Below are 25,228 nucleotides of genomic sequence, written 5' to 3'. Positions count from 1 at the left end.
GCACTTATTCACAAAACTACCAATGGAAAGTCAAGACACCAATCTATTCCTAATTTTCATCAGTCAATAAATCTAGAGAATGATACATTAAAAATATCAATTACATCCAAATATAGAGCCTCACCTCAAGAGCCTCTTAATATTTTGATAGAAAAAGAAAATGCTGTCTTAATAGGAAATATTTAATCTGATAAAAAACGAAAATAATGGAAGCCTTACTAACTCGACCATCAATAAAAGAGCAGCAATTACGCTTAAAAATCGAACAGATAGTGAATGTTAATCAGCTATTCAGCGTTATTGACTCTAAACCAGAGACTAGCGGTGCGGGTGTAATTTATATTGATAACAAATTCACCGTTGTACGCTTAAGAGACTTTAAATCCACATGCCATATCAATCCTACCTTTATCATTCTACGAGAACCGATAAAATTACAATCATCTCAAGAATTTGCAAAAAAAATAAAACAGGAAGAGTCAAAATCAAGATTCAATCAAGAGCTTCTATCAGCGAGCATTAGCTGTATTGGTGCAGCGATTGGCTGGATTGGGGTAGTTGGTTCGGGGCTAACAATACCAGTAAGTGGTCCTGTGGGCGTAACTATGTCCTATATCTCACACGCCGCTACTGTTGCTGCCACAGCTCAATGTGCTATTGGAGTAGCAAGAACCCGTATAGTATCTAAATCACCAGACAAATTATCGGATATAGACAGTAATGAGTGGTATCAAAATACAACTAAAGCTTTAGATTACATCTCCTTAGCTGGAGCGGGCGCTAGTGGATATCAAACGATAAAAATGGTTCAATCTCTTAAGCAAACCACTAAGAAAGGCGTTCCCGAGATTCTAAAAGGCTTAAACAGACAAGAAAGAACAAGATTAACTAAAGAAATCATCCGTAAAAACCTTCCGAGCATTTCGAATAAAGCTCGTAAACAGCTAATGTTGTCAGGAGAAATTCCTAAGAGGTATTCACAAGCAACAATATCCGCATCCATTTCTCATCAGCTTCTAGATGCAATTGGAGGCTCAATTAGCATAGTAGGAAGCGGTTATTCGGGAGAGTTAAGAAATCTTGCAATTGGAATCTATGAGGAATTGAAAGTTGAATACTAAATCAATTAGCATAGCAAACATCTCACTAAGTATATGTTTATACTTGGCATTGACTATTGGTCTGGCTATTAGCTTGAGCATTTGGAATGACTGGTTTTCTTTCACTCAACACATTGCTCTAGATACTTACCTTCTTACATTGGGAGCTATTACGGTTGTTGTTGTATGCATTCCAAACATTCTGACAATAAGCAAAGGATTAAGTATTGCTGCAAAAATAAACTTACTTACTATCTCTTTTATCATTCTCACTTGCAGCATTAATTTTGTTGCAGCAAGTGGTAGTACTATTTCTTCATCTTTGGGTACATTGCTTGCCATCATTAGCTTAATGATCTTCAAAAGCGAAGCATACCAATCGTTCCTAGCACACTTTAATGCTCTTCATTTTAGAAAAACCTCGATATAAAAAAGCCCGCTCAAATGAGCGGGCAATGAGGTTGTCATGTAAGCCCTGATTAATGAGCTTACTGATTTTTATCTGTTACGCGTCTAGACTCGCTTTCACTTTAGCGTGCAACTCTTGAACCGAAGTTACTGACGCTTTTGCGTCTGCAGTATGAGACATACATGTAGCGAACGCTGCATTCAGTGTCGTTGTGTAGTTCACTTTTTCTGCCAGTGCACCACGGCGTAGAACTTTCGAATCTTCAATCGCTTGACGACCAGCAGCCGTGTTTACGATGTAGGTGTATTCGTTGTTCTTGATGCGGTCAAGAATGTGTGGACGACCTTCGTGTACTTTGTTTACCAAACGTGGGTTAATACCCGCTTCGCCCAGAATTACAGCAGTACCGTGTGTCGCATCCAACTGGTAACCCAGTTTCACTAACTTAGAAGCTAGGTCAACAACACGCTCTTTATCACCTTCACGTACAGACAGTAGCGCACGACCACCTTCAGGATAAACCGCACCACAACCTAGCTCTGCTTTCGCGTAAGCTTCTGCGAACGTTGCACCCACACCCATTACTTCACCTGTTGAGCGCATTTCAGGGCCCAATAGAGGGTCAACACCAGGGAATTTGTTGAACGGCAGAACCACTTCTTTCACTGAGTAGTAAGGAGGGATAATCTCTTTAGTAAAGCCTTGTGACTCTAGAGATTGACCCGCCATTACACGTGCAGCGATTTTCGCTAGAGGAGCGCCTGTCGCTTTCGATACGAATGGTACCGTACGAGCAGCACGAGGGTTCACTTCAATTAGATAAACGTCGTTATCTTTCACAGCAAACTGCGTGTTCATCAAACCGCGTACACCGAGTTCGAATGCTAACTTCTCAACTTGCTCACGCATCTTGTCTTGAATTTCCTGACTTAGCGTGTATGCAGGCAGTGAACATGCAGAGTCACCAGAGTGAACACCCGCTTGTTCGATGTGCTCCATGATACCGCCGATAACGACGCGTTCACCGTCACAGATAGCATCAATATCAACTTCGGTTGCATCATCCAAGAAACGGTCTAGCAGAACTGGAGACTCGTTCGATACGCTTACTGCTTCGTTGAAGTAGCGACGCAGGTCTTGCTCGTCGTACACGATTTCCATCGCACGACCACCGAGTACATAAGATGGACGAACAACTAATGGGAAGCCAATTTCTTTCGATTTCTCAACCGCTTGCTCCATCGTTGTTACTGTCGCGTTTTCTGGCTGAAGTAGACCTAAACGGTCAACAGCGGCTTGGAAGCGTTCACGGTCTTCCGCACGGTCGATAGCATCTGGGCTAGTACCAATGATTGGCACACCAGCCGCTTCTAGAGCACGAGCCAGTTTAAGTGGCGTTTGACCACCGTACTGAACAATCACACCTTTTGGTTTTTCAACGCGAGCGATAGACAGTACATCTTCCAGAGTTACTGGCTCGAAGTACAGACGATCAGACGTATCGTAGTCAGTAGATACCGTTTCTGGGTTACAGTTAACCATAATGGTTTCGTAACCGTCTTCACGCAGCGCAAGTGATGCATGAACACAACAGTAATCGAATTCGATACCTTGGCCGATACGGTTTGGACCGCCACCAAGAACCATGATCTTATCTTTGTCTGTTGGGTTTGCTTCACATTCTTCATCGTAAGATGAGTACATGTAAGCCGTGTCAGAAGAAAACTCTGCTGCACATGTATCCACACGTTTGTAAACCGGATGAATATCAAACTGCTCACGAGCACGGCGAATTTCACTTTCAGCGACACCAAGCAATTTAGACAAGCGAGCATCAGAGAAGCCTTTGCGTTTCATCTGACGAAGCACTTCTTTGGTCAAACCTGCGTAGCCGCCCGCCTTGACTTGTTCTTCGAGTTTTACAATTTCTTCGATTTGAACCAGGAACCAGCGGTCGATTTGAGTCAAGTTGAACACACCGTCGACTGACATACCCGCTCGGAATGCATCGGCGATGTACCAGATACGCTCTGCACCTGCTTCTTTAAGTTCGTGACGAATCTTAGTCAGTGCATCTGGCGCTTCCAGATCGACCATCTCATCAAAACCAGTTGCGCCAACTTCTAGGCCACGCAGTGCTTTGTGAAGAGATTCTTGTTGGTTACGACCAATCGCCATTACCTCACCAACCGATTTCATCTGAGTTGTCAGACGATCGTTTGCACCAGCAAATTTCTCGAAGTTAAAGCGAGGGATCTTAGTTACGACGTAGTCGATAGTTGGTTCAAATGACGCAGGTGTTGCACCACCTGTGATGTCGTTTTGTAGTTCGTCTAGCGTAAAGCCAACAGCCAGTTTCGCGGCAATTTTCGCGATTGGGAAGCCTGTTGCTTTTGATGCTAGCGCAGAAGAGCGAGATACACGTGGGTTCATCTCGATGATGACCATACGACCATCTTTCGGGTTGATACCAAACTGTACGTTTGAACCACCTGTTTCAACACCAATCTCACGTAGAACGGCTAGCGATGCATTACGCATAAGCTGGTATTCTTTGTCAGTCAGTGTTTGTGCTGGAGCAACCGTGATTGAGTCGCCCGTATGGATACCCATTGGGTCAAAGTTCTCGATTGAACATACGATGATACAGTTGTCCGCTTTGTCACGAACGACTTCCATTTCGTACTCTTTCCAACCGATTAGTGACTCATCGATAAGAAGTTCGTTGGTCGGAGATAAGTCCAGACCGCGACGACAGATTTCTTCGAACTCTTCTTTGTTGTACGCGATACCACCACCAGTGCCACCCATGGTGAACGATGGACGAATGATACAAGGGAAGCCAACCATATCTAAAACTTTGTGAGCTTCTTCCATGCTCTTCGCTGTATCTGCGCGAGGACACTCAAGGCCGATAGACTTCATCGCTTTATCAAAACGAGAACGGTCTTCCGCTTTGTCGATTGCATCAGCCGTTGCACCAATCATCTCTACGCCAAACTCTGCGAGAACGCCGTGCTTCTCTAAATCTAATGCACAGTTAAGTGCTGTCTGACCACCCATAGTTGGCAGAACTGCATCAGGACGTTCTTTCTCGATGATCTTGCGTACCACTTCCCACTGAATCGGCTCGATGTAAGTCGCATCTGCCATCTCTGGGTCAGTCATAATCGTTGCTGGGTTAGAGTTAACCAGGATAACTCGGTAGCCTTCTTCGCGAAGAGCTTTACACGCTTGTGCGCCAGAGTAGTCAAACTCACATGCCTGACCGATAACAATCGGACCAGCACCAAGAATTAGAATACTTTGAATGTCAGTACGTTTTGGCATTATCTACTACTCCGAATTAAGCGCTGTGTTTTTTGATTAGTTCGATAAAGTGGTCAAATAGCGGTGCCGCGTCATGTGGACCAGGGCTCGCTTCTGGGTGACCTTGGAAGCTAAATGCTGGCTTGTCTGTGCGGTGGATACCTTGCAAAGAGCCATCAAATAGCGATACGTGAGTAGCACGTAAGTTTTCCGGTAATGTTGCTTCATCGGCCGCAAAGCCGTGGTTTTGCGAAGTGATCATCACAACGTTACGCTCTAAATCTTTTACTGGGTGGTTTGCACCGTGGTGACCAAACTTCATTTTCACCGTTTGCGCACCTGATGCTAGCGCCAGAATTTGGTGACCTAGACAAATACCAAAAATTGGTAGGCCTTTTTCTAGGAACACTTTGGTTGCTTCAATCGCGTAAGTACATGGTTCTGGGTCACCAGGGCCGTTCGATAAGAATACGCCATCTGGATTTAGTGCCAGAACTTCTTCCGCTGACGTTTCTGCAGGTACAACCGTTAAGCGGCAGCCGCGGTCAACCAACATTCGTAAGATGTTGCGTTTTGCGCCGAAGTCGTAAGCGACAACGTGGTATGGCAGCTCGCTGTCATCTTTCGCCTCTGGAAGTCCACCTTCAAGCGTCCACGAACCTTGCTTCCATTGATACGCTTCTTTTGTTGTAACTTCTTTCGCAAGGTCCATTCCTTTTAAGCCTGGGAATTCTTTTGCTTTCGCTAGTGCCAAAGCTTCGTCTAGGTTGTTGCCCGCAACAATACAGCCGTTTTGAGCACCTTTTTCACGCAGGATACGAGTGAGCTTACGAGTATCGATATCAGCGATGCCAACGATATTTTGAGACTTAAGATAATCAGAGAGGGATTGTTTGTTACGGAAGTTAGAAGCGATTAGAGGAAGATCGCGAATCACAAGGCCTTGTGCATGAATGGAAGAGGATTCTTCATCTTCGGAAGTGGTTCCGGTATTGCCAATGTGAGGATAAGTGAGAGTGACGATTTGCTGAGAATAGGAAGGATCAGTGAGGATTTCTTGATACCCCGTCATCGAGGTATTAAAAACGACTTCACCAACGGAAAGACCATCTGCCCCTATGGACACTCCGCGGAACACTGTCCCATCTTCTAGGACCAACAGTGCTAATTTACCCAAGACAACCTCCAGAATAAAAATGCAAAAAAAATAAATCAAACTGCAAACATGCCTTCCTTTACCTATAAAATCTACATAAATAGGTATTTCAGACAAATTGGCGGTATTCTAAAGTTGGACTCGAAACCTGTCAACCTACAATCAAAAATAAATGATTAATTTCTAGCGAGTAAGGTCATTTTGAATCAGTAAGGCCCAAAAAGATAACTTTTACATGCTATTACATAGAGAGGCATAGAGGTTTAATGAATTTTACAAATTTGAACTTTTTAGAGATCACAAAAAAGTATGTATTTTTCACGCAAACGTTCACCCAACAAAAAAGACATTAGTTTTTAGACATCAAAACCAAAAATACCCACAAAACAACCAAAACAACAACAAAAGTAAGCACCAAAAGACTTTCTGTTAGAATCATTTCATTTACAAATAATTCTATAGATATAAAAAAGCCGGCTACCGCCGGCGAATAATTATGTATTTAGAGTTCATTCAATCCCAAAACATCTGTCATGGTATAAAAGCCTGCTGGTTTGGCACTCAACCAAACAGCGGCCTTGACGGCGCCATTAGCAAACGTCATACGATCGGTCGCTTTGTGCGTTATCTCCACTCGTTCCCCGATATCAGCAAACATGGCTGTGTGCTCACCGACAATATCGCCAGCGCGAATTGTAGCAAAGCCGATCTCATCTTTAGTACGTTCACCTGTGATACCTTCTCGCGCATAGACAGCTACATCATTCAGCTTGTTGCCCATCGCACCAGCAATGGCTTCGCCCATCCCGATAGCGGTACCAGAAGGAGCATCAACTTTATGACGATGATGTGCTTCGACAATCTCAACATCACAGTAGTCGCCCATCACTTTGGCTGCTTTCTCAAGAAGCTTAAATACTAGGTTCACACCAACAGAGTAGTTAGGAGCCATGACAACAGGCACTTGCTTAGCGGCTTCGTCAATCAGTTCACGCTCTGCATCACTGAAACCAGTCGTCCCAATCACAATACTCTTTCCATGCTTCTTACACAGTTCAAGATTCGCCAACGTACTTACTGGGGCAGTAAAATCGATGATTACATCAAAATTATCGACGTCTTTAGCAAGATCATCCGTTAAGAACACATCGAATTTGCCTTCACCACAAAGTTCACCGATATCGACACCGACAAGTGAGGACTCAGGTCGTTCTGATCCCGCGCTCACTGTCGCCTCTGGGTTAAGGTGTGAAGCTTTAACCAAATTACGGCCCATTCGGCCTGCTGCTCCTGCGATTGCAATACGAACCATTGCGCTTTCTCTCCTTCTCTGGATAACGAGGTTTGCTCTCGTTCTCTCGTTTCGCTTAATCTGTTTAAACTAACAACATACCGTGGTTACCACAAGCAAGTTCATCAGGCTTAAGCGAACTCTTTTACGACACGCTCCAAGATAGGCACGTTCGCTTCAGGAAAGGCATAGTTACCCAATTCTCTTATCTCAACCCAGCGACCTTCTTGACCTTCTCGGCCGTAAGGCTCATTACTGAACTTAGATACCGTAATAAAATCAAACTTAAGTGATTTGTCTGGATAGTCATATTCCAAATGCTCGAAAAGGGCTTGCTCAGTAACTTCAATTCCTACCTCTTCTTCAAGTTCTCTTGCTAGAGCATGTTCAATACTTTCTCCTGACTCGACTTTCCCGCCGGGAAACTCCCAAAACCCGCCTTTATGCTTGTCGTCTGGACGCTTTGTAATAAAAATTTTTGATTTGTCTTGGTTAAAAATAATAGCCGCGACTATGTGAATTCTTTTCATAGGGGTTCCTAACTCTCAAGCTGTTACACTTCAACGGTCTTTGAATCTCTAAAACTATCCGATGCTATCAAAACTTATGAAATTCGACAGCCACAGAATTTGCTTAAAAAAAGAGCCGCCTAGGCGACTCTTTAAAAAATTATCTGACTAATACGTTAGTCGATTTTGCCGTGGCACTGTTTATACTTCTTACCACTACCACAAGGGCAAGGCTCATTGCGACCTACTTTACGTTCATCACGTACCATTGGCTGACTTGAACCTTCTTCAGATTCTTCACCTTCAGAAAGAGGGTTTTGTGCTGCTGCGTGTTGCGCTTGAGCACGACGAGCGGCCTCTTCAGCTTGCGCACGACGTTGCTCTTCCATACGTTCAACTTCTTCTTGTTGCTGAACTCGAACGCGAGATAGAACAGTAATCACATCGGTTTTCAGCGCTTCTAGTAGACCTTCAAACAGTTCAAACGATTCACGCTTGTATTCCTGTTTCGGGTTCTTCTGCGCATAGCCGCGTAAGTGAATCCCCTGACGCAAGTGATCCATTGCTGCCAAGTGCTCTTTCCAAAGCGTATCCAACGTTTGAAGCATAACCGATTTCTCGAAGTTACGAAGTACTTGCGCACCCACCACTTCCTCTTTCTCTTTGTACACTTCAACGGCTAGATTGATGATCTTCTCGCGTAGCGCCTCTTCGTAAAGCTTATCGTCTTCTTCAAGCCATTGCTTCACTGGCGCATCAAGATCGAAGTCTGCTTTCAAGCGCTCTTGTAGACCTTCAACGTCCCACATATCTTCTAGTGATTGTGGCGGGATGTACTCATCAATAACCGCTGTTAGCACATCTTCACGGTTTTGCTCGATCATACCGCTGATGTCTTCAACGTTCATCAATTCGTCGCGCAGCTCGTAGACAACCTTACGCTGATCGTTTGCCACATCATCGTATTCTAGTAGCTGCTTACGGATATCAAAGTTACGACCTTCCACTTTACGCTGTGCTTTTTCAATTGAGCGAGAAAGCATTTTCGATTCAATTGCTTCGCCTTCTTCCATACCACTTTGGATAAGGCTCGCCATACGATCAGAAGTGAAAATACGTAACAAAGAGTCTTCCATAGATAGGTAGAAGCGAGATGAACCCGCATCTCCTTGACGACCAGAACGACCACGTAGCTGGTTATCAATACGGCGAGATTCGTGGCGCTCAGTACCAATGATGTGTAGACCACCAGCATCTAGTACTTGATCATGTACCACTTTCCACTCTGCTTTAATCGCATCGATTTGTTCTTGAGTTGGGTTCTCCAAAGCTTCCACTTTTGATTGCCAACTACCGCCAAGCACAATATCCGTACCACGACCGGCCATGTTGGTCGCGATAGTTACCGCACCCGGCATACCCGCTTCAGCAACAATTTCCGCTTCCTTCTCATGGAATTTCGCATTCAATACGTTGTGTTTGATCTTCGCTTTCTTCAAGGCGTTGGAGAGTAGTTCTGATTTTTCAATCGATACGGTACCAACCAATGTTGGCTGACCTTTCGCAACGCGCTCTTTGATATCTTCAATGATTGCCGCAAACTTCTCAGCTTCGGTACGGTACACCACATCCGGCATATCGTTACGAATCATTGGTTTGTTGGTTGGGATAACAACAGTTTCCAAGCCATAAATAGATTGGAACTCAAACGCTTCAGTATCCGCAGTACCTGTCATACCAGACAGTTTTTCGTATAAGCGGAAGTAGTTCTGGAAGGTAATCGAAGCCAAAGTTTGGTTTTCGTTTTGAATCTTAACGCCTTCTTTCGCTTCTACTGCTTGGTGAAGACCTTCAGACCAACGACGACCTGGCATTGTACGACCAGTATGTTCATCAACAATTACTACTTCACCTTCGTCAGTAACGATGTAATCAACGTTGCGCTCAAACAACACATGAGCACGCAAAGCGGCATTCACGTGATGTAACATGCTGATGTTAGTCGGAGAGTAAAGTGTGTCACCCTCTTCCATAAGACCATTTTTCACCAACAGTTCTTCAACGTACTCTTGGCCCGTTTCTGTGAGGTATACTTGCTTTGATTTCTCATCAACAGTGTAGTGACCATCACCACGATATTCTTCAGAGTCTTCTTTGTCTTGCTTTTTAAGATGCGGGATCAAAAGGTTGATTCGGGTGTATAGCTCAGAGCTATCTTCAGCAGGACCAGAAATGATTAAAGGGGTACGAGCTTCATCAATTAGGATTGAGTCCACCTCATCGACAACTGCAAAGAAGCGTTCACGTTGTACGCGATCTTCGCTACGGAAAGCCATATTGTCACGAAGGTAGTCAAAACCAAATTCATTGTTCGTTCCGTACAAGATGTCAGCTTGGTACGCTTCTTTTTTCTCTTGAGGAGGCATGTTTGGCACGTTTACGCCAACAGTCATACCTAAAAATTCAAATAGAGGGCGGTTTGTCTCTGCATCACGTTTAGCTAGATAATCGTTCACTGTTACAACATGAACGCCTTTACCAGCTAGGGCATTTAGGTAAGCAGGGAGCGTTGCCGTCAGCGTTTTACCTTCACCCGTACGCATTTCAGCGATTTGACCCGCATTTAGAACCATACCACCGATAAGCTGGACGTCGAAGTGGCGCATACCGTAGACACGCTTAGATGCTTCACGAACCGTAGCAAAAGCTTCTGGAAGTAGTTTATCAAGAGTTTCACCTTTCTCTAGGCGCTCACGGAATTCAACCGTCTTTGCTTTTAACTCTTCGTCACTTAGAGCTTCGAATGTTGGCTCAAAGTTATTAATTTCTTTTACAATTTTTCTAAGGCGGCGCAGTGTTCGGTCGTTGCGACTGCCAATCACTTTTGTCAGTAGCTTAGTTATCATTTTTCGTGAATCTCTCTTTATTCAGACCGTTCCCGATCTACTCATAATGCCTTCAGTCTCTGCCAGTTTGGAACTAAGAATACTGAGATAAATCATTTATCAAAGATATTGAGTTCAAACATCCATATTTCAAGGCTAAGTTTTGAAACAATGTGGCTTAGTGTAAGGATTTTTAATCGATACAACCATAAATAGACGTATTTGTTTGAAGCACTCTGAAGTTTTTACTTAAAGTGGTGACTGATTAGCCGATATTGCATACCGCAATATGTGTAATCCATCCAGAGCAAACTTTGCTTTTTACCTTGCTACATTGTAAAACTGAAGCTAAAGACGTTAATGTAAACTATACCTTGATAGAAAGCTGCTCTAGAATAGCTATATCTCAACAAAATTAGATTTTACCTATGCGTGATCACCGTCCAACCTCGACTGAAGATGTTATTGCTGAGTCACAGTTCAAGCAGATTCAAGAACATGCTGGAGAAATCTTACAGCTTAACCAAGCTTTGCAAGAGGTCTTACCCATGGGGACGGCCGATCATTGCCGAGTAGCGAATGTTCGTAACGGCCATCTATTGATCGATGTCTCTAGTGCCGCGATCAAAATGAAGATCGATTACGATCGCCTCATGATCCTAAATAAACTTCGTACTCAAGGCTTTGCCAAGCTGATGAGCGTTGAAGTGAGGATCAATCCTTCACTATATAGAAACCGCTTTCAACAAGACGACAGACCTAAGCGTCCACCACTAACAGAATCTGCAGCAAAGTCATTAATGACGATTGCCGACATGGCGCCACCTAAAATTCAAGAGCGTTTAAAACGATTAGCCGATATGGCAGAAAAGGAAGATCGTAAGTGAACGTTATTTCAATATGCTGAAAGCTTGAATGTTATTGATAAGTCGAAGATTAAAGCCAAATAGCAAAAAACCAGGCATAAACCTGGTTTTTTATTAATTCTAATGCCAAGTATTTACGCAAGCACCATATTTGGTTCTGCGAATGCTACTGGTGAGCCGACTTCTTCTTCGAATGTAGTCCACTCCCACGCTTCCTGATCTGCAAGAACAGCACGTAACAGTTGGTTATTTAAACCGTGGCCAGATTTAAAGGCACGGAATTCACCAATGATTGGATGGCCACACATGTAAAGGTCACCAATCGCATCCAACACTTTGTGAGTCACAAACTCATTTTCAAAGCGTAGACCTTCTTCATTAAGAATACGGTAATCATCCAAAACGATAGCATTATCAAAACTACCACCCAAAACTAGGTTTTGAGATTGTAGATATTCGATATCACGCATAAAGCCAAACGTACGTGCTCGAGAAATCTCACGAACAAAGCCTTTTGACGAGAAATCAAACAGCAAACGTTGCTCGTCTGATTCAATCGCTGGGTGATTAAACTCAATTTCGAAGTCCATACGGAAGCCGTTAAATGGTACAAATTCTGCCCATTTATCACCATCTTCAAAACGAACTGACTTTTTGATGCGGATGAAGCGTTTTGGCGCATTTTGCGTTTCGATACCTGCCTGTTGTAGCAAGTATACAAATGGGCTTGCACTACCATCCATGATCGGAATTTCAGGTGCGTCTACTTCGACAACAATGTTATCGATGCCCATACCAGCAAGTGCCGCATTCAAGTGCTCAACAGTTGAAATACGCACACCTTCATCGTTTACCAATGCAGTACAAAGCATGGTGTCACGAACCGAAGCTGGATCAGCTGGAAAATCTACAGGTGGATTTACATCTGTACGACGGTAAATGATACCTGTATTTGCAGCAGCCGGGCGCAGAGTAAGTGTGACTTTACGACCAGAGTGGAGACCCACACCAGTTGTTTTCACTATTTCTTTCAGAGTACGTTGTCTGATCATCTGCTTGCCTCTCAAAAATTTGCTACAAAACACGGCCGTCTGTAACGTCGACCGTGAATGCTACCATAATTTTGAGCCATGTCAAATTTATGGGTTAAAGATTAATCAGCCTGACGACGCAAAAATGCCGGTATATCTAAATAACCACTTTCCTTTTCTTGCTTTGGAGCCGCAGAACTTTGGCTCGACGAAGCTGGAGAAGAAGGAGCAGTGTTTGTCGGCTGAGGAGTTACCTGTGGCTTCTCTTGCACTTGATTATTTTGCAAGGTCTGTGCCGGTTTTTCTTCAGCTTGCGTTGCCGCTGCTTGTTGCTGTGGTTGAGCTTGCGGCGTCGGTGCCACTTTCGCTTTACCACCCGCAACTAGCGTGATATCTGGCTTTTTCTCATTACCAATACCTGTCGCTACAACTGTTACGCGAATTTCGTCAGTCATATCAGGGTCTAGAGAAGTACCGATAACAACAGTCGCATTGTCAGAAGCGAATGCCTTCACTGTATTACCAACCGTCTCAAACTCGTCAAGACGCATATCCAGACCAGCAGTAATATTGACAAGAACACCACGAGCGCCCGCTAGATCGATGTCTTCCAGAAGTGGGCTAGAAATTGCCATTTCAGCCGCTTCTTCAGCTCGGTCTTCACCTTTGGCGATGCCGCTACCCATCATTGCGTGACCCATTTCAGACATTACAGTTCTTACGTCCGCAAAGTCGACGTTGATCATGCCAGGGCGAGTAATTAGCTCAGCAATACCTTGAACGGCATTCTTAAGAACATCGTTAGCGCTTGCAAAAGCTTCTAGTAGTGTTACACCACGACCAAGTACTTTAAGTAGCTTTTCGTTTGGAATCGTGATCAAAGAGTCAACATGCTTAGACAGCTCATCGATACCTTGCTCAGCAAATGCCAAACGCTTTTTACCTTCAAAACTAAACGGTTTAGTTACTACCGCTACTGTTAGAATGCCAAGCTCTTTAGCCACTTCAGCAATAACAGGCGCTGCACCAGTACCGGTACCGCCACCCATACCAGCTGCGATAAACACCATATCGGCGCCAGTCAGGGAATCTTTAATTCGATCTCTGTCTTCGAGAGCTGCGTCACGGCCAACCTGTGGATTAGCACCTGCACCCAGACCTTTAGTGATATCACCACCGATCTGAATAACATTGCCAACGCTTGTCTTACGAAGTGCTTGAGCATCAGTGTTGACGCTGATGAATTCCACACCTTCGATGGATTCACGCACCATGTGTTCAACGGCGTTACCACCGCCGCCACCAACCCCAACGACCTTGATTACTGCATCGTCAGACATTTCCATCATCGGTTCAAACATGTGTTGTCTCCGTTTATCCTGCAACTCAGGTTAAAACTCTTTTTGTATCCAGTTACGCAATTTATCGAAAAAGCCAGTTACAGATGAGCGTTTAGGTTCATTATAATCGCTATCGTCGCTAGACTGCATGTCTCTTGCGTAATGAAGTAATCCAACTGCCGTAGAATGGTACGGCTCTTTTACATAGTCAGTTAATCCGCTGACTTCGAGCGGTTTGCCGACCCTTACTTGATTGCGGAATACGCGTTCCGCACATTCTACCACTCCGTCCATTTGCGCAGCACCGCCGGTGAGTACAACTCCCGCAGCCAGATGGTGCTTGATACCCTCTTCGCGCAATTTTGCTTGTACAGAGTCGATAGTTTGGTTAACCAGTCCCATAAGCTCAGAGTAGCGTGGCTCAATCACTTCTGACAACGTTTGACGTTGCAGGCTACGTGATGGTCGTCCACCTACGCTTGGTACATTAACCGTGTCATCCTTACTGACCAGTTCACTCAAAGCACAGCCATATTTGACTTTTATTTCTTCAGCATCGCTCACTGGCGTGCCAAAAGCAAAAGCAATATCACTGGTTACAGCATTTCCTGCGTACGAAAATACTTCTGTGTGACGTAACGCACCGCCAGTCCAGATGGCCACATCCATCGTGCCGGCACCAATATCAACCACACAAACTCCAAGCTCTCTTTCATCCTCGGTGATTACTGCATTACTAGCAGCAAGCCCAGAAAATACGAGTTGTTCTACTTTAAGGCCGCAGCGTTCTACCGCCTTAATAATGTTGCGTGCCATGTCATTATGGCATGAGATAAGGTGGACACTCACTTCCATTCTTACCCCAGATAAACCAAGCGGATTTTTGATTCCTTCTTGGTAATCAATGGTGAACTCTTGCGGGATCACATGAAGAATTCGCTGTTCATCACCGATTTTAATCGATTTTGCGGTATGGATAGCGCGATCCATGTCTTCTTGAGACACCTCTTCATCAGAAATCGTGCCCATACCTTTTTCAATTCGGCTTGCGATATGCTTACCAGACAACGAAATGAAGACTCGGCTGATCTGGCACTCTGCCATTAATTCAGCTTGATCAATTGCACGTTGTACTGATTTTACAACCGACTCCAAATCATTCACGCCACCTTTATCCATGCCGCGTGAGGGGCTACTACCTGCGCCAATAATATTAATTTGACCGTCTGGTAAAACCTCACCCACTAGAGCCGATACGGTTGCAGTGCCTATATCAAGACCAACAATAATGTTGTCATCAGCGGCCTTAGTCATCTGTACTCTCTTCTAACTCTTGTTCAGGGAACCAACCAACTGCGGCTCCTGTATCGTACCTAAGATCGATATAACTGATTCTTTGCGTGTCACTGCCAAGCTTGTTATAGAGCTTAAAAAAGCGCTCTATACGCTCAAGAAGAGACTCTTTACCGAGCTCTAATCGAATACCGTTATCAAGGATGATTTGCCAAGCTCGTCGCTCGTTTAATACCAGAGACGATATCGCTAAACCCAATTGCTGAAACTTAGGACTCAAATCACGGTAAGTCTGTAAGACTTCCGGTCCGCTATCTTTGGGTCCGTACAGCTTCACTTTTTCTTCTTGCAACAGAGCAACATCTCCATCAAAAACGAACCCGTTTTTATCTAACAGTTCGTTGCCATTCCAAATGGCTTCTGGTTGATGCTCCGTCAAAAAAACTTTTACTGTATCCGGCCACTGCTTTCGGATTGCGGCATGCGCTACCCATGGCAGAGCTTCGACACTTTGCTGTAATACATCAATATCCTGAGACATAAATGTACCGATGTGATCAATTCGACTAAATGCAGCCTGCACATCGTCAGCTTGGACATACTCCAGTTTCCCCTGAAGTACTATTTTGGAGAGAGGTAACCTTTGGTCATCCCACATCCAACTGATCGCCGCGTACAAAACAGAACTAATTAAAGTCACAACCACAACGAAAAATAACGCACCCAAGATTTTTTCTTGGCGACCACGGTTGTTACCCGTGTTTGGTCGCTCGTCATTCAGTGCAATATTCAACAACGTCTTCGTTTCCTGACTTTTGTCGTGTACTTTTTACCCATATAATTACGCAGAGGTAAAAGTCTTGACTTTAACCTTGGGATTATACTGAGCTCTTGTAAACTATCAAACACTGATAGCAATAAATCACAATGATATTGACGCAAAATCGAGATCTGAGTCTTTATCTGTCCTTCGCATCAACAATATGTGTCAGCCAAGCATCTTGTTTATATTCAATTTAAGACCTGCCAGCTGTTTCGCCACTTTACCAATATCACCCGCACCTTGCGTTAAGATTAGGTCGCCGTCTTGTATAACGTTAGCTAAAACTGAAGGTAATTGCTCGATTTCTGGAACAAAAATCGGATCTACCTTGCCTCGGCTGCGAATTGTGCGACATAAAGCGCGCCCATCAGCACCTGCAATCGGCTTTTCACCCGCTGCGTAAACATCCAGCATGATCAATACATCCACCTGTTCAAGCACATTCGCGAAATCATCGTATAAATCACGAGTACGGCTATAACGGTGCGGTTGGAAAATCATCACCAAACGCTTGTCTTGCCAACCACTGCGTGCTGCATTAATGGTTACATCCACTTCTGTTGGATGATGGCCGTAATCATCAACAAGCATTGCATGGCCGTTGCCAGTATCAAACTCGCCAAGGTGATCAAAACGTCTTCCCGTACCTTGCGTACCAGCCATTGCCTTTAGGATCGCATCGTCTTCAATATCATCTTCAGTAGCAACCGCAATCGCAGCAGACGCATTCAATGCATTGTGACGACCTGGAATATTCAGCGTGATATCTAAGTTAGCTCGCCCTTTACGTACTACCGTAAATTTGCCTTGCTGTCCCTCTTGACGATAATCTTCAATACGTACGTCGGCATCTTCAGAAAAACCGTAAGTTATCACTTGACGACTAATACGTGGGATTAACTCTCGAACTACAGGATCGTCAATGCAAACAATTGCTTGGCCGTAAAACGGTAGATTATGAAGGAAATCGATGAAGGTTTGCTTTAAGGTTTCAAAGTCACCACCATAGGTATCCATATGATCGGCTTCGATATTGGTAACAATGCTCACCATTGGTTGCAAGTGCAGGAATGACGCGTCACTTTCATCTGCCTCTGCAATTAGAATACGACTCGAGCCTAGACGCGCATTTGTACCTGCGCTTTTCACCAAACCGCCATTCACAAACGTTGGATCAAGACCGGCTTCAGAATAGATTTGAGTAACAAGAGCGGTCGTCGTGGTTTTACCGTGTGTACCCGCAACGGCAATACCGTGACGGAATCGCATCAATTCAGCCAACATCTCTGCGCGGCGTACAATAGGGATGCGTAATTCACGTGCCGCCATCACTTCTGGGTTTTCTTCGTTGATCGCCGTTGACACAACAACCACACTGGCTTTTTCTACATTACTGGCTTGATGACCAATAAATACCGTCGCACCTTTTGATACCAAACGCTCTGTCACAGCGTTCTCTGATAGATCAGAACCTGTGATTTGGTAGCCTTCGTTCAACAGCACTTCTGCAATGCCGCTCATGCCCGCACCACCAATACCGATGAAGTGGATGGATTTCACGCGGCGCATCTCTGGCACCATTGCGCGAATCTGAGCTAAGTCTTGTGTATGTTGGATTGTCATCAATTCTATTCTCAATAATTCGGTTAACGCTTTTCGGTCAAAGCGACAATGGCTTGTGCGACAACTCGGTCAGCATTCAATTTTGCAGCGCCACGCGCTTGCTCAGCCATTGTAAGTAAAGCTTGGCGATCCAATTGTTGGATCTGCTGAGTCAGAGACTCAACGGTTAAATCTGGTTGTTCAATCATTTTCGCCGCGCCGCAATCCACCAAGTGGTCTGCATTAAGTGCTTGCTGGCGGTCTTTGTGCATGAATGGAACAAAAATAGCGCCTACACCTGCCGCCGAGACTTCAGAAACGGTTAACGCTCCAGAGCGACAAACTAAAAGGTCAGCCCATGCGTAAGCTTCTGCAACGTCATCAATGAATTCCATTACTTCTGCATTTACCACACCATTAGCTTGGTATGCTGCATTCACTTCTTCGGCGGCACCTTTGCCCGCTTGATGACGAACATAGTAATCTTCGCCCAATTTCGACATCACTTCTGGCAGAGTTTGGTTAAGAATACGTGCGCCTTGGCTGCCACCCATCACCAAAATGCGAATTGGACCTTGGCGCTCTTGCATGCGCTCAATTGGCGCTGCTAATTGAGTCACATCTTCACGAACAGGGTTCCCAACCACTTCGGCATTTGGAAAAGCGCCTGGGAAAGCCTGAAAAACCTTCTTAGCGATTTTCGATAACCATTGGTTCGTTAAACCTGCTACTGCATTTTGTTCATGCAGAACAACAGGAATGCCACTCATCCAAGCGGCAATACCGCCCGGGCCGCTAACATAACCGCCCATACCAAGCACTGCGTCTGGCTGCCAGCGTTTCATGTGAGCACGAGCCTGCATAATGGCATTGATAATTTGAAATGGTGCTGCAAGAAGACGTTTAACGCCTTGACCTCGTAACCCTTTCACTTTGATAAAGTCGATTTCAATGCCATGTTTTGGCACCAAATCCGCTTCCATTCGATCCGCCGTACCTAACCAACGGATCTCCCAACCTTGCTCTTGAAGCTGTTTTGCTACCGCCAAACCTGGGAATACGTGACCGCCAGTACCACCAGCCATCACCATCAAACGTTTATTTTGTTTCATTAGCTTGTTGTTCTGATTGTTGTTCTGATTGTTGTTGCTCGCGTTTCAAGCGGCATTCGTAATCGATACGCAGTAGTATGGACACTGCGACGGACATAATTATTAGACTAGAACCACCATAACTGATGAGTGGAAGTGTTAAACCTTTAGTTGGAACAATACCGGCGGCAGCTCCAACATTAACCAAGGTTTGAAACGCAAACCAAATACCAATTCCGAAAGCCAGATAACCTCCGAACATTTCGCCTTCTTCAAATGCACGCTTGCCGATGTAAACCGCTTTTAGCACCAAGCTAAAAATCAGCATTAAGACCAGCACTACGCCTACGAAACCAAGCTCTTCAGCAAGTACGGCAAACACAAAGTCGGTATGCGCTTCCGGTAGATATTCCAGTTTTTGAATTGAATTACCGAGACCTTGTCCGAACCATTCACCACGACCAAACGCCATCAAAGACTGAGTCAACTGATAGCCACTGCCAAATGGATCTTCCCACGGGTCAAGGAAGGAGGTTACTCGTCGCATACGGTATGGCTCGACGAGAATCAAACCTACTACAGCGCCGATACCAGCCACCATCAAGGCGAGAAACTGGGTTAGTTTTGCACCTGCGATAAAAAGCATGCCAAACAGCGTGACCAGCATCACGACGACCGTCCCCAAGTCTGGCTGACCAAGTAGTAATACTGCGAAGAAGGCAAACACCATGATTGGCTTCATAAAGCCACCAAAGAACGTTTGTCGTACTTCGTCTTGCTTTCGAACTAAGTAACCAGACATGAAGATAAACAGCGATAGCTTCGCGACTTCCGCTGGCTGAAGGTTAAACAGCCCAAGGGGAATCCAACGAGACGCACCATTAACCGACTTACCCGCCAAGAGCACGATGATCAACAGTGCGAAAGAAGCCCAAAGTAAGTAATGGCTCTTCTTAAACCACTCTTGCAAAGGCACTTGCAAAATAACAGCGGAGGTCCCTAACGCCAGCACGAGAAACGTCGCATGACGAAACATAAAGTGGAACGGCTGTTCCGTTAATCGAGAGCTGATTGGAAATGATGCAGAGGTTACCATGACCAAACCAGTCAACATCAAACCCAGTGCAATCCACACTAACTGACGATCAAACATCGCCTCTGGGGCTGGATGCTTGAGCCAATTGCCAATACTGCGTTTAACGTTACCTAAACCCACGAAGTGTGTAACCTTTAATTATGCATATTTCTGAGCAAGAGCAGCGAAAGCATCACCTCTTGCCATAAAGTTGTCGAATTGATCAAAGCTAGCACATGCAGGAGACAGCATCACCATATCACCTGGTTTTAACTGCGAAGATACTTGTTGAATCACATCTTCCATAGTGTCGAAACGTATTGCAGATTCATGCAGTGGCATAAATTCATCGCCATCAGCGCCAAAGCAACACAGTTGCAAGTTAAGCGTCGCGAAGATCGGTTTTAATGGCGAGAAGTCAGCACCTTTGCCAACACCACCAACGAGTAAGTAGAGCTTGCCTGTCGATTCCAAACCAGATAGCGCAGCCACAGTGCTGGCAATATTAGTTGCTTTAGAGTCATTCACCCATTTGACGCCTTGATTATCCGCAACCACCTGGCATCGGTGTGTCAGTCCCGTGTAATTTTTAAGTGCATTCAATGCTTTGTGATAGTTTACGTCCGCAGCTTTTAATAGCGCTAAAGCAACCAGAGCGTTAGATAAGTTGTGCTTACCAACCAACTTAAGCTCATCACTTGCGACAACTCGTTGACCGTGATCGAGCAGCCAAGTACGGTTGCCATCCACCTCGAGACCAAAGTCCTGATTGTCGCTGCCAAATGTCACCAATGGCATCTCTGCGTCTGGGAAGGTTTCTTGATCATCACGGTTCACGACTGCAAGAGCAGCATGGTTAAAAATACGCAACTTAGCTTGTCGATAGTCAGACATGCCTTGATAACGATCCATATGATCTTCAGAAAGATTCAGAAACGCAGCGGCTTTGAGCTTTAAGCTTGACGTCGTTTCTAACTGGAAGCTCGAGAGTTCGAGTACATATAGGTCTGCGTCTTGTTCTAACAAATCCAGAGCAGGCACACCGATGTTACCACCAACGCCAACATCCAAACCTGCAGCGTTAGCCATCACACCTGTGAGGTCGGTTACTGTGCTCTTACCGTTTGAGCCCGTAATCGCAATCACCGGTTTCTGCACCGCCCAAGCGAATAACTCGATATCACCTACTACTGCCGTACCTTTTGCTAATACGGCTTGGATCTCTGGTGTCGCTAGCGCAATACCAGGGTTGGTCACGATAAGATCCGCGTCAGAAAGCCAGTCTGTATTCCAACCACCACTATGCAGTTGAACATCTTCCGGCAAGCGCTCTGCACCCGGAGGATTTACGCGAGTATCAATGACTTTGACCACAAGCTGTGGCTGATTTTTTCTTAGGTGTTTAACGACAGAGAGCCCGGTAATACCGAGCCCTACGACGACAACACTATGTATGTTTTGCCAACGTTCCATATTTGATCACACTGTAAATCTTGTTCTTGGAAAGTGCGATTAACGCACTTTCAATGTCGCAAGACCAATCAGAACAAGAACCATAGAAATAATCCAGAAACGCACGATTACGCGAGGTTCTGGCCAACCTTTCAATTCGTAGTGGTGGTGAATCGGTGCCATACGAAAAATGCGCTGACCACGCAGTTTGTATGAACCCACCTGTAGAATTACCGACAGCGTTTCCATCACAAACACACCGCCCATGATCACCAACACCAACTCTTGACGAACGAGAACAGCAATAGTGCCTAACGCGCCGCCAAGCGCTAGTGAGCCGACATCACCCATGAACACTTGTGCTGGATACGTGTTAAACCACAAGAAACCAAGGCCTGCACCGACGATTGCTGTACATACGACAACCAACTCAGAAGCATGTGGTAAGTATGGTATATGAAGGTATTCAGAGAAGTTAACGTTACCGGTCGCCCATGCAATAACCGCGAAGCCTGCTGCAACAAGAACCGTTGGCATGATTGCCAAACCGTCTAGACCATCAGTCAGGTTAACCGCGTTACTTGTACCTACAATGACAAAGTAAGTCAGAATGATATACATCAAACCAAGCTGCGGCATGATGTCTTTAAAGAATGGCACCACTAGCTGAGTTGCTGCTGTGTCTTTACCGTAAGCATACAATGCGAAAGCGACGACAAACGCGATCAACGACTGCCAGAAGTACTTCCAACGCGCGATCAAGCCATCGGTATTTTTGCGTACCACTTTACGATAATCATCAACAAATCCGACCGCACCGTAGCCAAGTAAGACTGTCAGTACCGCCCATACGTAAGGGTTGGATAAGTCTGTCCATAGCAAAATCGTGATTGAGATGGCCGCTAAGATCATGATACCGCCCATTGTTGGGGTACCACGCTTACTAAAGTGAGATTCAGGACCTTCGTTACGCACTACCTGACCAATTTGCAGCATTTGCAAACGCTTGATCATGATTGGTCCCATCCATAATGACAGACCTAGAGCGGTTAATACGCTTAGGATTGCTCGAAAAGACAAGTATTCAAACAATCGGAAAAAAGACAGGTATGGCTGTAGCAGCTCGGCAAGCCAAATAATCATTAATAATACTCCTTCAAAGCAGCAGCGACTTCAAACATACGTGCACCATTCGCTCCTTTCACCAATATCGTATGGTTTTCAGGAACGGCTTGGTCTAGATGCTGCTTGATGTATTCAATCATCTCTTGGTGCGTCTCAAAATGAATGCCTTGGCAAAGATCACTGATCACCTTGGCGTCTGCACCATATGTGAGAACATGTTCAAATTTTTGTGGGGCAGCATGTTCCCCGACTTGACGATGAAGTGCAAGACTTTCCTCGCCCAATTCCGCCATATTACCTAAAATCAGCCAGCGTTGACCTGGGAAAGCGGCCAATAAATCAACTGCCGCTTTCATGGCTGGCACGCTCGCGTTGTAGCTGTCGTCAATCAATTTTATCTTTTCGCTCAGCGCTTCAACCTCGACGCGACCTTTCACTTTGTTCAAATGTTTAAGGCCAGCACGAACCTCTTCTAATGTGGCGCCCATTTGTAACGCAATAATAGAAGCAGCGATCGCATTCGCAACGTTGTGTTGACCTATAATACCCAGAGACAGTTCAATTTCTTGTGAGCTTGCTGCGATATGTAAGTCAAAGCTTGCTTCACCTGCGACGTTCAATACAATGTTAGAAGCGAAGAAGTCTGCATCAGTATTACTTTGTGAAAAAGTAATGACTTTCTTATCTGCTAACACTTCATCCCACTTGGCTTCACCATTGCTGTCTAGGTTAACAATCGCAATACCACCAGCTGAAAGGCCTTGGTAGATTTCACCTTTGGCTTGTTTCACGCCATCGATAGAACCAAAGCCTTCAAGGTGAGCGGCTGCTACATTGTTCACTAACGCGATATCTGGTTTTACTAACTGAGTCGTGTAAGCAATTTCACCTATATGGTTAGCACCAAGCTCAATCACGGCATAATCATCATCCTGCTGTGAGCGTAATAATGTCAACGGAACACCAATATCATTATTGAAGTTACCCGCCGTGAATAGCACTTTGCCTTTCAATTGCAGGATACTCGCAACCATTTCTTTTACGGTCGTTTTACCGCAACTTCCGGTGATGGCAACGGTAGGTGTTTGGCATGCTTGATGCACCCAAGAAGCAAATTCACCCAATGCAAGTTTGGTATCCGACACCACAATTTGCGGCACATTCACATCTAAGCGTTTTTCCACGAGTAAAGCACCGGCACCTGCATCTACCGCTTGTTGGCAAAAGTTGTGCGCATCAAAGCGCTCCCCTACTAACGCCACAAATAGAGCCCCACGCTCAATCGCTCGTGTATCAGTAGAAACCGCGTCGATAAGTAGATCGTCGCCGAATCGCTCGCCACGTGTGATGTCTGCAATTTGAGATAACGTTACTTTGATCATGAGGTCAATCCTAAAAGTTGCATTGCGGACTCGCGGTCGGAGTAATGAATCGTTTCGCCATTACGAATCTGATAATCTTCATGACCCTTCCCAGCTAACAAGATAATGTCGTTTGGCGAAGCATTTTCAATGGCATAAGACAGTGCTTTGAAGCGGTCATGCTGAACAATCGCTTCAGCAGGTTTTGACAGCCCAGCTAACATGTCTTTCACAATCTGAACCGGGTCTTCGCTGCGTGGGTTATCGTCAGTCAACACCACTCTGTCGCCTAGACGCTCTGCAATTTCCGCCATCATTGGGCGCTTACCTGCATCGCGATCACCACCGCAGCCAAAAATAGCCCACAGCTGGCCTTCACAATGAACTCGTAAAGCTTGCAGCGCTTTTTCTAAAGCATCAGGAGTATGGGCATAATCAACCACGACTTTGGCACGATCCTCAGTTTGGAATAACTCCATTCGGCCGAGTACAGGTTGCAGTTGACCTGCGGTTTCGAGTAACGCTTGTTTCTCTTTACCTAAGCTTAATAAGGTCGCAAAAGCGAGCATTAAGTTGGTTGCATTAAACTCACCAATCAATGGCGCGTGCAATTCACCTGAGCCAAATTTACCATCGAACTTAATAGTAATCCCTGACTCCGCGTAACTGACTTCCGTCGCCCAAATTGCGCTTTCAAATTCAGTATTCGGTTTGAGCGAAACAGCGACCGCATTACTTAACTGCGACGCCCATTGATGACCTACTTCATCATCAACATTGATAATGGCACGTTCACATTGGTGTTGCGTGAACAACCCAAGCTTTGCATTGGCATACTCTTCCATCGTGCCATGGTAATCAAGATGGTCACGACTTAAGTTAGTAAACACGCTCGCCGCAAATGATAATGCTTTGACACGACCTTGCGTCAGGCCATGGGAAGATACTTCTAGCGCGGTGTATGTGGCTTGTTGATTTGCGAGAGAGGAGAGCGTTTTCTGAATTTCAACGGCATTCCCCGTTGTATTCGCAGCTTGTTGCAAGTTATTGAGGAAGCCATTTCCTGTTGTTCCCATTACCGCCGCTTTATGGTCAAGCAGTTCTAGCCATTGCGCTATTAACTGGGTAATGGTGGTTTTGCCGTTGGTGCCGGTGACACCAATCAAATCCATATCAGGGTAAGCATAAAGCTTTCCAGCAATTGCGGATAAACGTTGGTCCAACCTATCAATGTAAATGACGGGAACATCATCAATGATTTCCACCGTACCATGTGTTTTGACATCGCAGGCTTGCGCCAGGGCTGCATTTGCACCTTGCTCAATTGCAGAGGCAATGAATTTACGCCCATCCACAACATGGCCAATCACTGCTACAAACGTGGTTCCAGGTTGAACTCTTCGGCTGTCGAGCTCCAATTCAGAAACAAGAACGGACGATAAGCTAGGGCAATCCACCCAAGGGGAAAGCAGCACGTCCATACTGATGGCTTTAGTCATATTTGTTCTCC

The 25,228-nt window shown here is 45.2% G+C and carries 19 protein-coding genes; 3 read left to right on the top strand and 16 right to left on the bottom strand.

Going from position 1 to position 25,228, the window contains the following annotated elements:
* The first annotated feature begins 206 nt into the window (after positions 1–206).
* Together R7E00_RS18795 and R7E00_RS18790 are read left to right on the top strand one after the other, a co-directional pair.
* A complete protein-coding gene (locus R7E00_RS18795; RefSeq protein WP_213899725.1) occupies positions 207–1,121 on the top strand; it encodes a hypothetical protein in 915 nt (304 codons plus the stop codon).
* Entirely contained in the window at positions 1,111–1,530 is a 420-nt protein-coding gene (locus R7E00_RS18790; protein ID WP_169644219.1) for a hypothetical protein, read from the top strand. Before R7E00_RS18795 ends, R7E00_RS18790 begins: the two co-directional genes overlap by 11 nt.
* A gap of 75 nt (positions 1,531–1,605) precedes the next feature.
* Here R7E00_RS18790 and carB read toward each other — a convergent pair whose 3' ends face one another.
* The 5 genes from carB to secA form a co-directional block, all read right to left on the bottom strand.
* On the bottom strand, positions 1,606–4,839 hold the full coding sequence (carB, locus tag R7E00_RS18785; protein ID WP_262606255.1) for a carbamoyl-phosphate synthase large subunit: 3,234 nt from the start codon (positions 4,837–4,839) through the stop codon (positions 1,606–1,608).
* Between the two features lie 16 nt (positions 4,840–4,855).
* Positions 4,856–5,995, bottom strand: a complete 1,140-nt coding sequence (carA, locus tag R7E00_RS18780; RefSeq protein WP_262606256.1) for a glutamine-hydrolyzing carbamoyl-phosphate synthase small subunit — start codon at positions 5,993–5,995, stop codon at positions 4,856–4,858.
* A 481-nt stretch (positions 5,996–6,476) separates the two neighbouring features.
* Entirely contained in the window at positions 6,477–7,286 is an 810-nt protein-coding gene (gene dapB / locus R7E00_RS18775; RefSeq protein ID WP_005381860.1) for a 4-hydroxy-tetrahydrodipicolinate reductase, read from the bottom strand.
* A 110-nt stretch (positions 7,287–7,396) separates the two neighbouring features.
* Positions 7,397–7,795, bottom strand: a complete 399-nt coding sequence (gene mutT / locus R7E00_RS18770) for an 8-oxo-dGTP diphosphatase MutT (RefSeq protein WP_005387387.1) — start codon at positions 7,793–7,795, stop codon at positions 7,397–7,399.
* A gap of 155 nt (positions 7,796–7,950) precedes the next feature.
* Complete coding sequence (gene secA, locus R7E00_RS18765; RefSeq protein WP_258482083.1) at positions 7,951–10,680, bottom strand: preprotein translocase subunit SecA; 2,730 nt, start codon at positions 10,678–10,680, stop codon at positions 7,951–7,953.
* 407 nt (positions 10,681–11,087) lie between these two features.
* Between secA and R7E00_RS18760 the strand changes: the two genes are divergently transcribed.
* Entirely contained in the window at positions 11,088–11,546 is a 459-nt protein-coding gene (locus R7E00_RS18760) for a DUF721 domain-containing protein (RefSeq protein WP_005381869.1), read from the top strand.
* A 113-nt stretch (positions 11,547–11,659) separates the two neighbouring features.
* Here the strand turns inward: R7E00_RS18760 and lpxC are convergent, their stop codons facing one another.
* From lpxC to murE, 11 genes are all read right to left on the bottom strand, one after another.
* Positions 11,660–12,577: a UDP-3-O-acyl-N-acetylglucosamine deacetylase gene (lpxC, locus tag R7E00_RS18755; protein WP_258482085.1), complete on the bottom strand. Its 918-nt coding sequence runs from the start codon at positions 12,575–12,577 to the stop codon at positions 11,660–11,662.
* Between the two features lie 101 nt (positions 12,578–12,678).
* Complete coding sequence (gene ftsZ, locus R7E00_RS18750; protein ID WP_017633617.1) at positions 12,679–13,917, bottom strand: cell division protein FtsZ; 1,239 nt, start codon at positions 13,915–13,917, stop codon at positions 12,679–12,681.
* A 30-nt stretch (positions 13,918–13,947) separates the two neighbouring features.
* Complete coding sequence (gene ftsA, locus R7E00_RS18745; RefSeq protein WP_005372946.1) at positions 13,948–15,210, bottom strand: cell division protein FtsA; 1,263 nt, start codon at positions 15,208–15,210, stop codon at positions 13,948–13,950.
* Positions 15,203–15,985, bottom strand: coding sequence for a cell division protein FtsQ/DivIB (locus R7E00_RS18740; protein ID WP_005387393.1), 783 nt, complete (start codon positions 15,983–15,985; stop codon positions 15,203–15,205). The genes ftsA and R7E00_RS18740 overlap by 8 nt, the downstream gene beginning before the upstream one ends.
* Positions 15,986–16,177: 192 nt before the next feature.
* Positions 16,178–17,635 (bottom strand): UDP-N-acetylmuramate--L-alanine ligase, encoded by a 1,458-nt coding sequence (gene murC, locus R7E00_RS18735; RefSeq protein ID WP_005387395.1) that lies wholly within the window; start codon positions 17,633–17,635, stop codon positions 16,178–16,180.
* A 23-nt stretch (positions 17,636–17,658) separates the two neighbouring features.
* Positions 17,659–18,726: an undecaprenyldiphospho-muramoylpentapeptide beta-N-acetylglucosaminyltransferase gene (gene murG, locus R7E00_RS18730; protein ID WP_047102003.1), complete on the bottom strand. Its 1,068-nt coding sequence runs from the start codon at positions 18,724–18,726 to the stop codon at positions 17,659–17,661.
* On the bottom strand, positions 18,713–19,921 hold the full coding sequence (gene ftsW / locus R7E00_RS18725) for a cell division protein FtsW (protein ID WP_193837548.1): 1,209 nt from the start codon (positions 19,919–19,921) through the stop codon (positions 18,713–18,715). Before ftsW ends, murG begins: the two co-directional genes overlap by 14 nt.
* Before the next feature lie 18 nt (positions 19,922–19,939).
* The gene (murD, locus tag R7E00_RS18720) at positions 19,940–21,253 is read right to left on the bottom strand and encodes a UDP-N-acetylmuramoyl-L-alanine--D-glutamate ligase (protein ID WP_262606257.1); all 1,314 of its coding nucleotides are present in this window, start codon (positions 21,251–21,253) and stop codon (positions 19,940–19,942) included.
* 39 nt (positions 21,254–21,292) lie between these two features.
* Complete coding sequence (gene mraY, locus R7E00_RS18715) at positions 21,293–22,375, bottom strand: phospho-N-acetylmuramoyl-pentapeptide-transferase (protein WP_005372931.1); 1,083 nt, start codon at positions 22,373–22,375, stop codon at positions 21,293–21,295.
* Positions 22,375–23,739: a UDP-N-acetylmuramoyl-tripeptide--D-alanyl-D-alanine ligase gene (locus tag R7E00_RS18710; RefSeq protein WP_172563375.1), complete on the bottom strand. Its 1,365-nt coding sequence runs from the start codon at positions 23,737–23,739 to the stop codon at positions 22,375–22,377. Before R7E00_RS18710 ends, mraY begins: the two co-directional genes overlap by 1 nt.
* A complete protein-coding gene (murE, locus tag R7E00_RS18705) occupies positions 23,736–25,217 on the bottom strand; it encodes a UDP-N-acetylmuramoyl-L-alanyl-D-glutamate--2,6-diaminopimelate ligase (protein ID WP_171344379.1) in 1,482 nt (493 codons plus the stop codon). The genes R7E00_RS18710 and murE overlap by 4 nt, the downstream gene beginning before the upstream one ends.
* Positions 25,218–25,228 lie beyond the last annotated feature (11 nt).

Origin of the sequence: Vibrio sp. Vb1755, assembly GCF_033338635.1 — a bacterium.
GTDB lineage: Bacteria > Pseudomonadota > Gammaproteobacteria > Enterobacterales > Vibrionaceae > Vibrio > Vibrio alginolyticus.
Note: the sequence above shows the minus strand (reverse complement) of the source record. Positions and strands in the feature narration are given on the sequence as shown.

Excerpts from the sequence above, each read along its gene's own strand:
- R7E00_RS18795 (WP_213899725.1), top strand. The coding sequence starts at position 207 with ATGGAAGCCTTACTAACTCGACCATCAATAAAAGAGCAGCAATTACGC.
- carB (WP_262606255.1), bottom strand. The coding sequence starts at position 4,839 with ATGCCAAAACGTACTGACATTCAAAGTATTCTAATTCTTGGTGCTGGT.
- dapB (WP_005381860.1), bottom strand. The coding sequence starts at position 7,286 with ATGGTTCGTATTGCAATCGCAGGAGCAGCAGGCCGAATGGGCCGTAAT.
- mutT (WP_005387387.1), bottom strand. The coding sequence starts at position 7,795 with ATGAAAAGAATTCACATAGTCGCGGCTATTATTTTTAACCAAGACAAA.
- secA (WP_258482083.1), bottom strand. The coding sequence starts at position 10,680 with ATGATAACTAAGCTACTGACAAAAGTGATTGGCAGTCGCAACGACCGA.
- R7E00_RS18760 (WP_005381869.1), top strand. The coding sequence starts at position 11,088 with ATGCGTGATCACCGTCCAACCTCGACTGAAGATGTTATTGCTGAGTCA.
- lpxC (WP_258482085.1), bottom strand. The coding sequence starts at position 12,577 with ATGATCAGACAACGTACTCTGAAAGAAATAGTGAAAACAACTGGTGTG.
- ftsZ (WP_017633617.1), bottom strand. The coding sequence starts at position 13,917 with ATGTTTGAACCGATGATGGAAATGTCTGACGATGCAGTAATCAAGGTC.
- ftsA (WP_005372946.1), bottom strand. The coding sequence starts at position 15,210 with ATGACTAAGGCCGCTGATGACAACATTATTGTTGGTCTTGATATAGGC.
- murC (WP_005387395.1), bottom strand. The coding sequence starts at position 17,635 with ATGACAATCCAACATACACAAGACTTAGCTCAGATTCGCGCAATGGTG.
- murG (WP_047102003.1), bottom strand. The coding sequence starts at position 18,726 with ATGAAACAAAATAAACGTTTGATGGTGATGGCTGGTGGTACTGGCGGT.
- murD (WP_262606257.1), bottom strand. The coding sequence starts at position 21,253 with ATGGAACGTTGGCAAAACATACATAGTGTTGTCGTCGTAGGGCTCGGT.
- mraY (WP_005372931.1), bottom strand. The coding sequence starts at position 22,375 with ATGATTATTTGGCTTGCCGAGCTGCTACAGCCATACCTGTCTTTTTTC.
- R7E00_RS18710 (WP_172563375.1), bottom strand. The coding sequence starts at position 23,739 with ATGATCAAAGTAACGTTATCTCAAATTGCAGACATCACACGTGGCGAG.
- murE (WP_171344379.1), bottom strand. The coding sequence starts at position 25,217 with ATGACTAAAGCCATCAGTATGGACGTGCTGCTTTCCCCTTGGGTGGAT.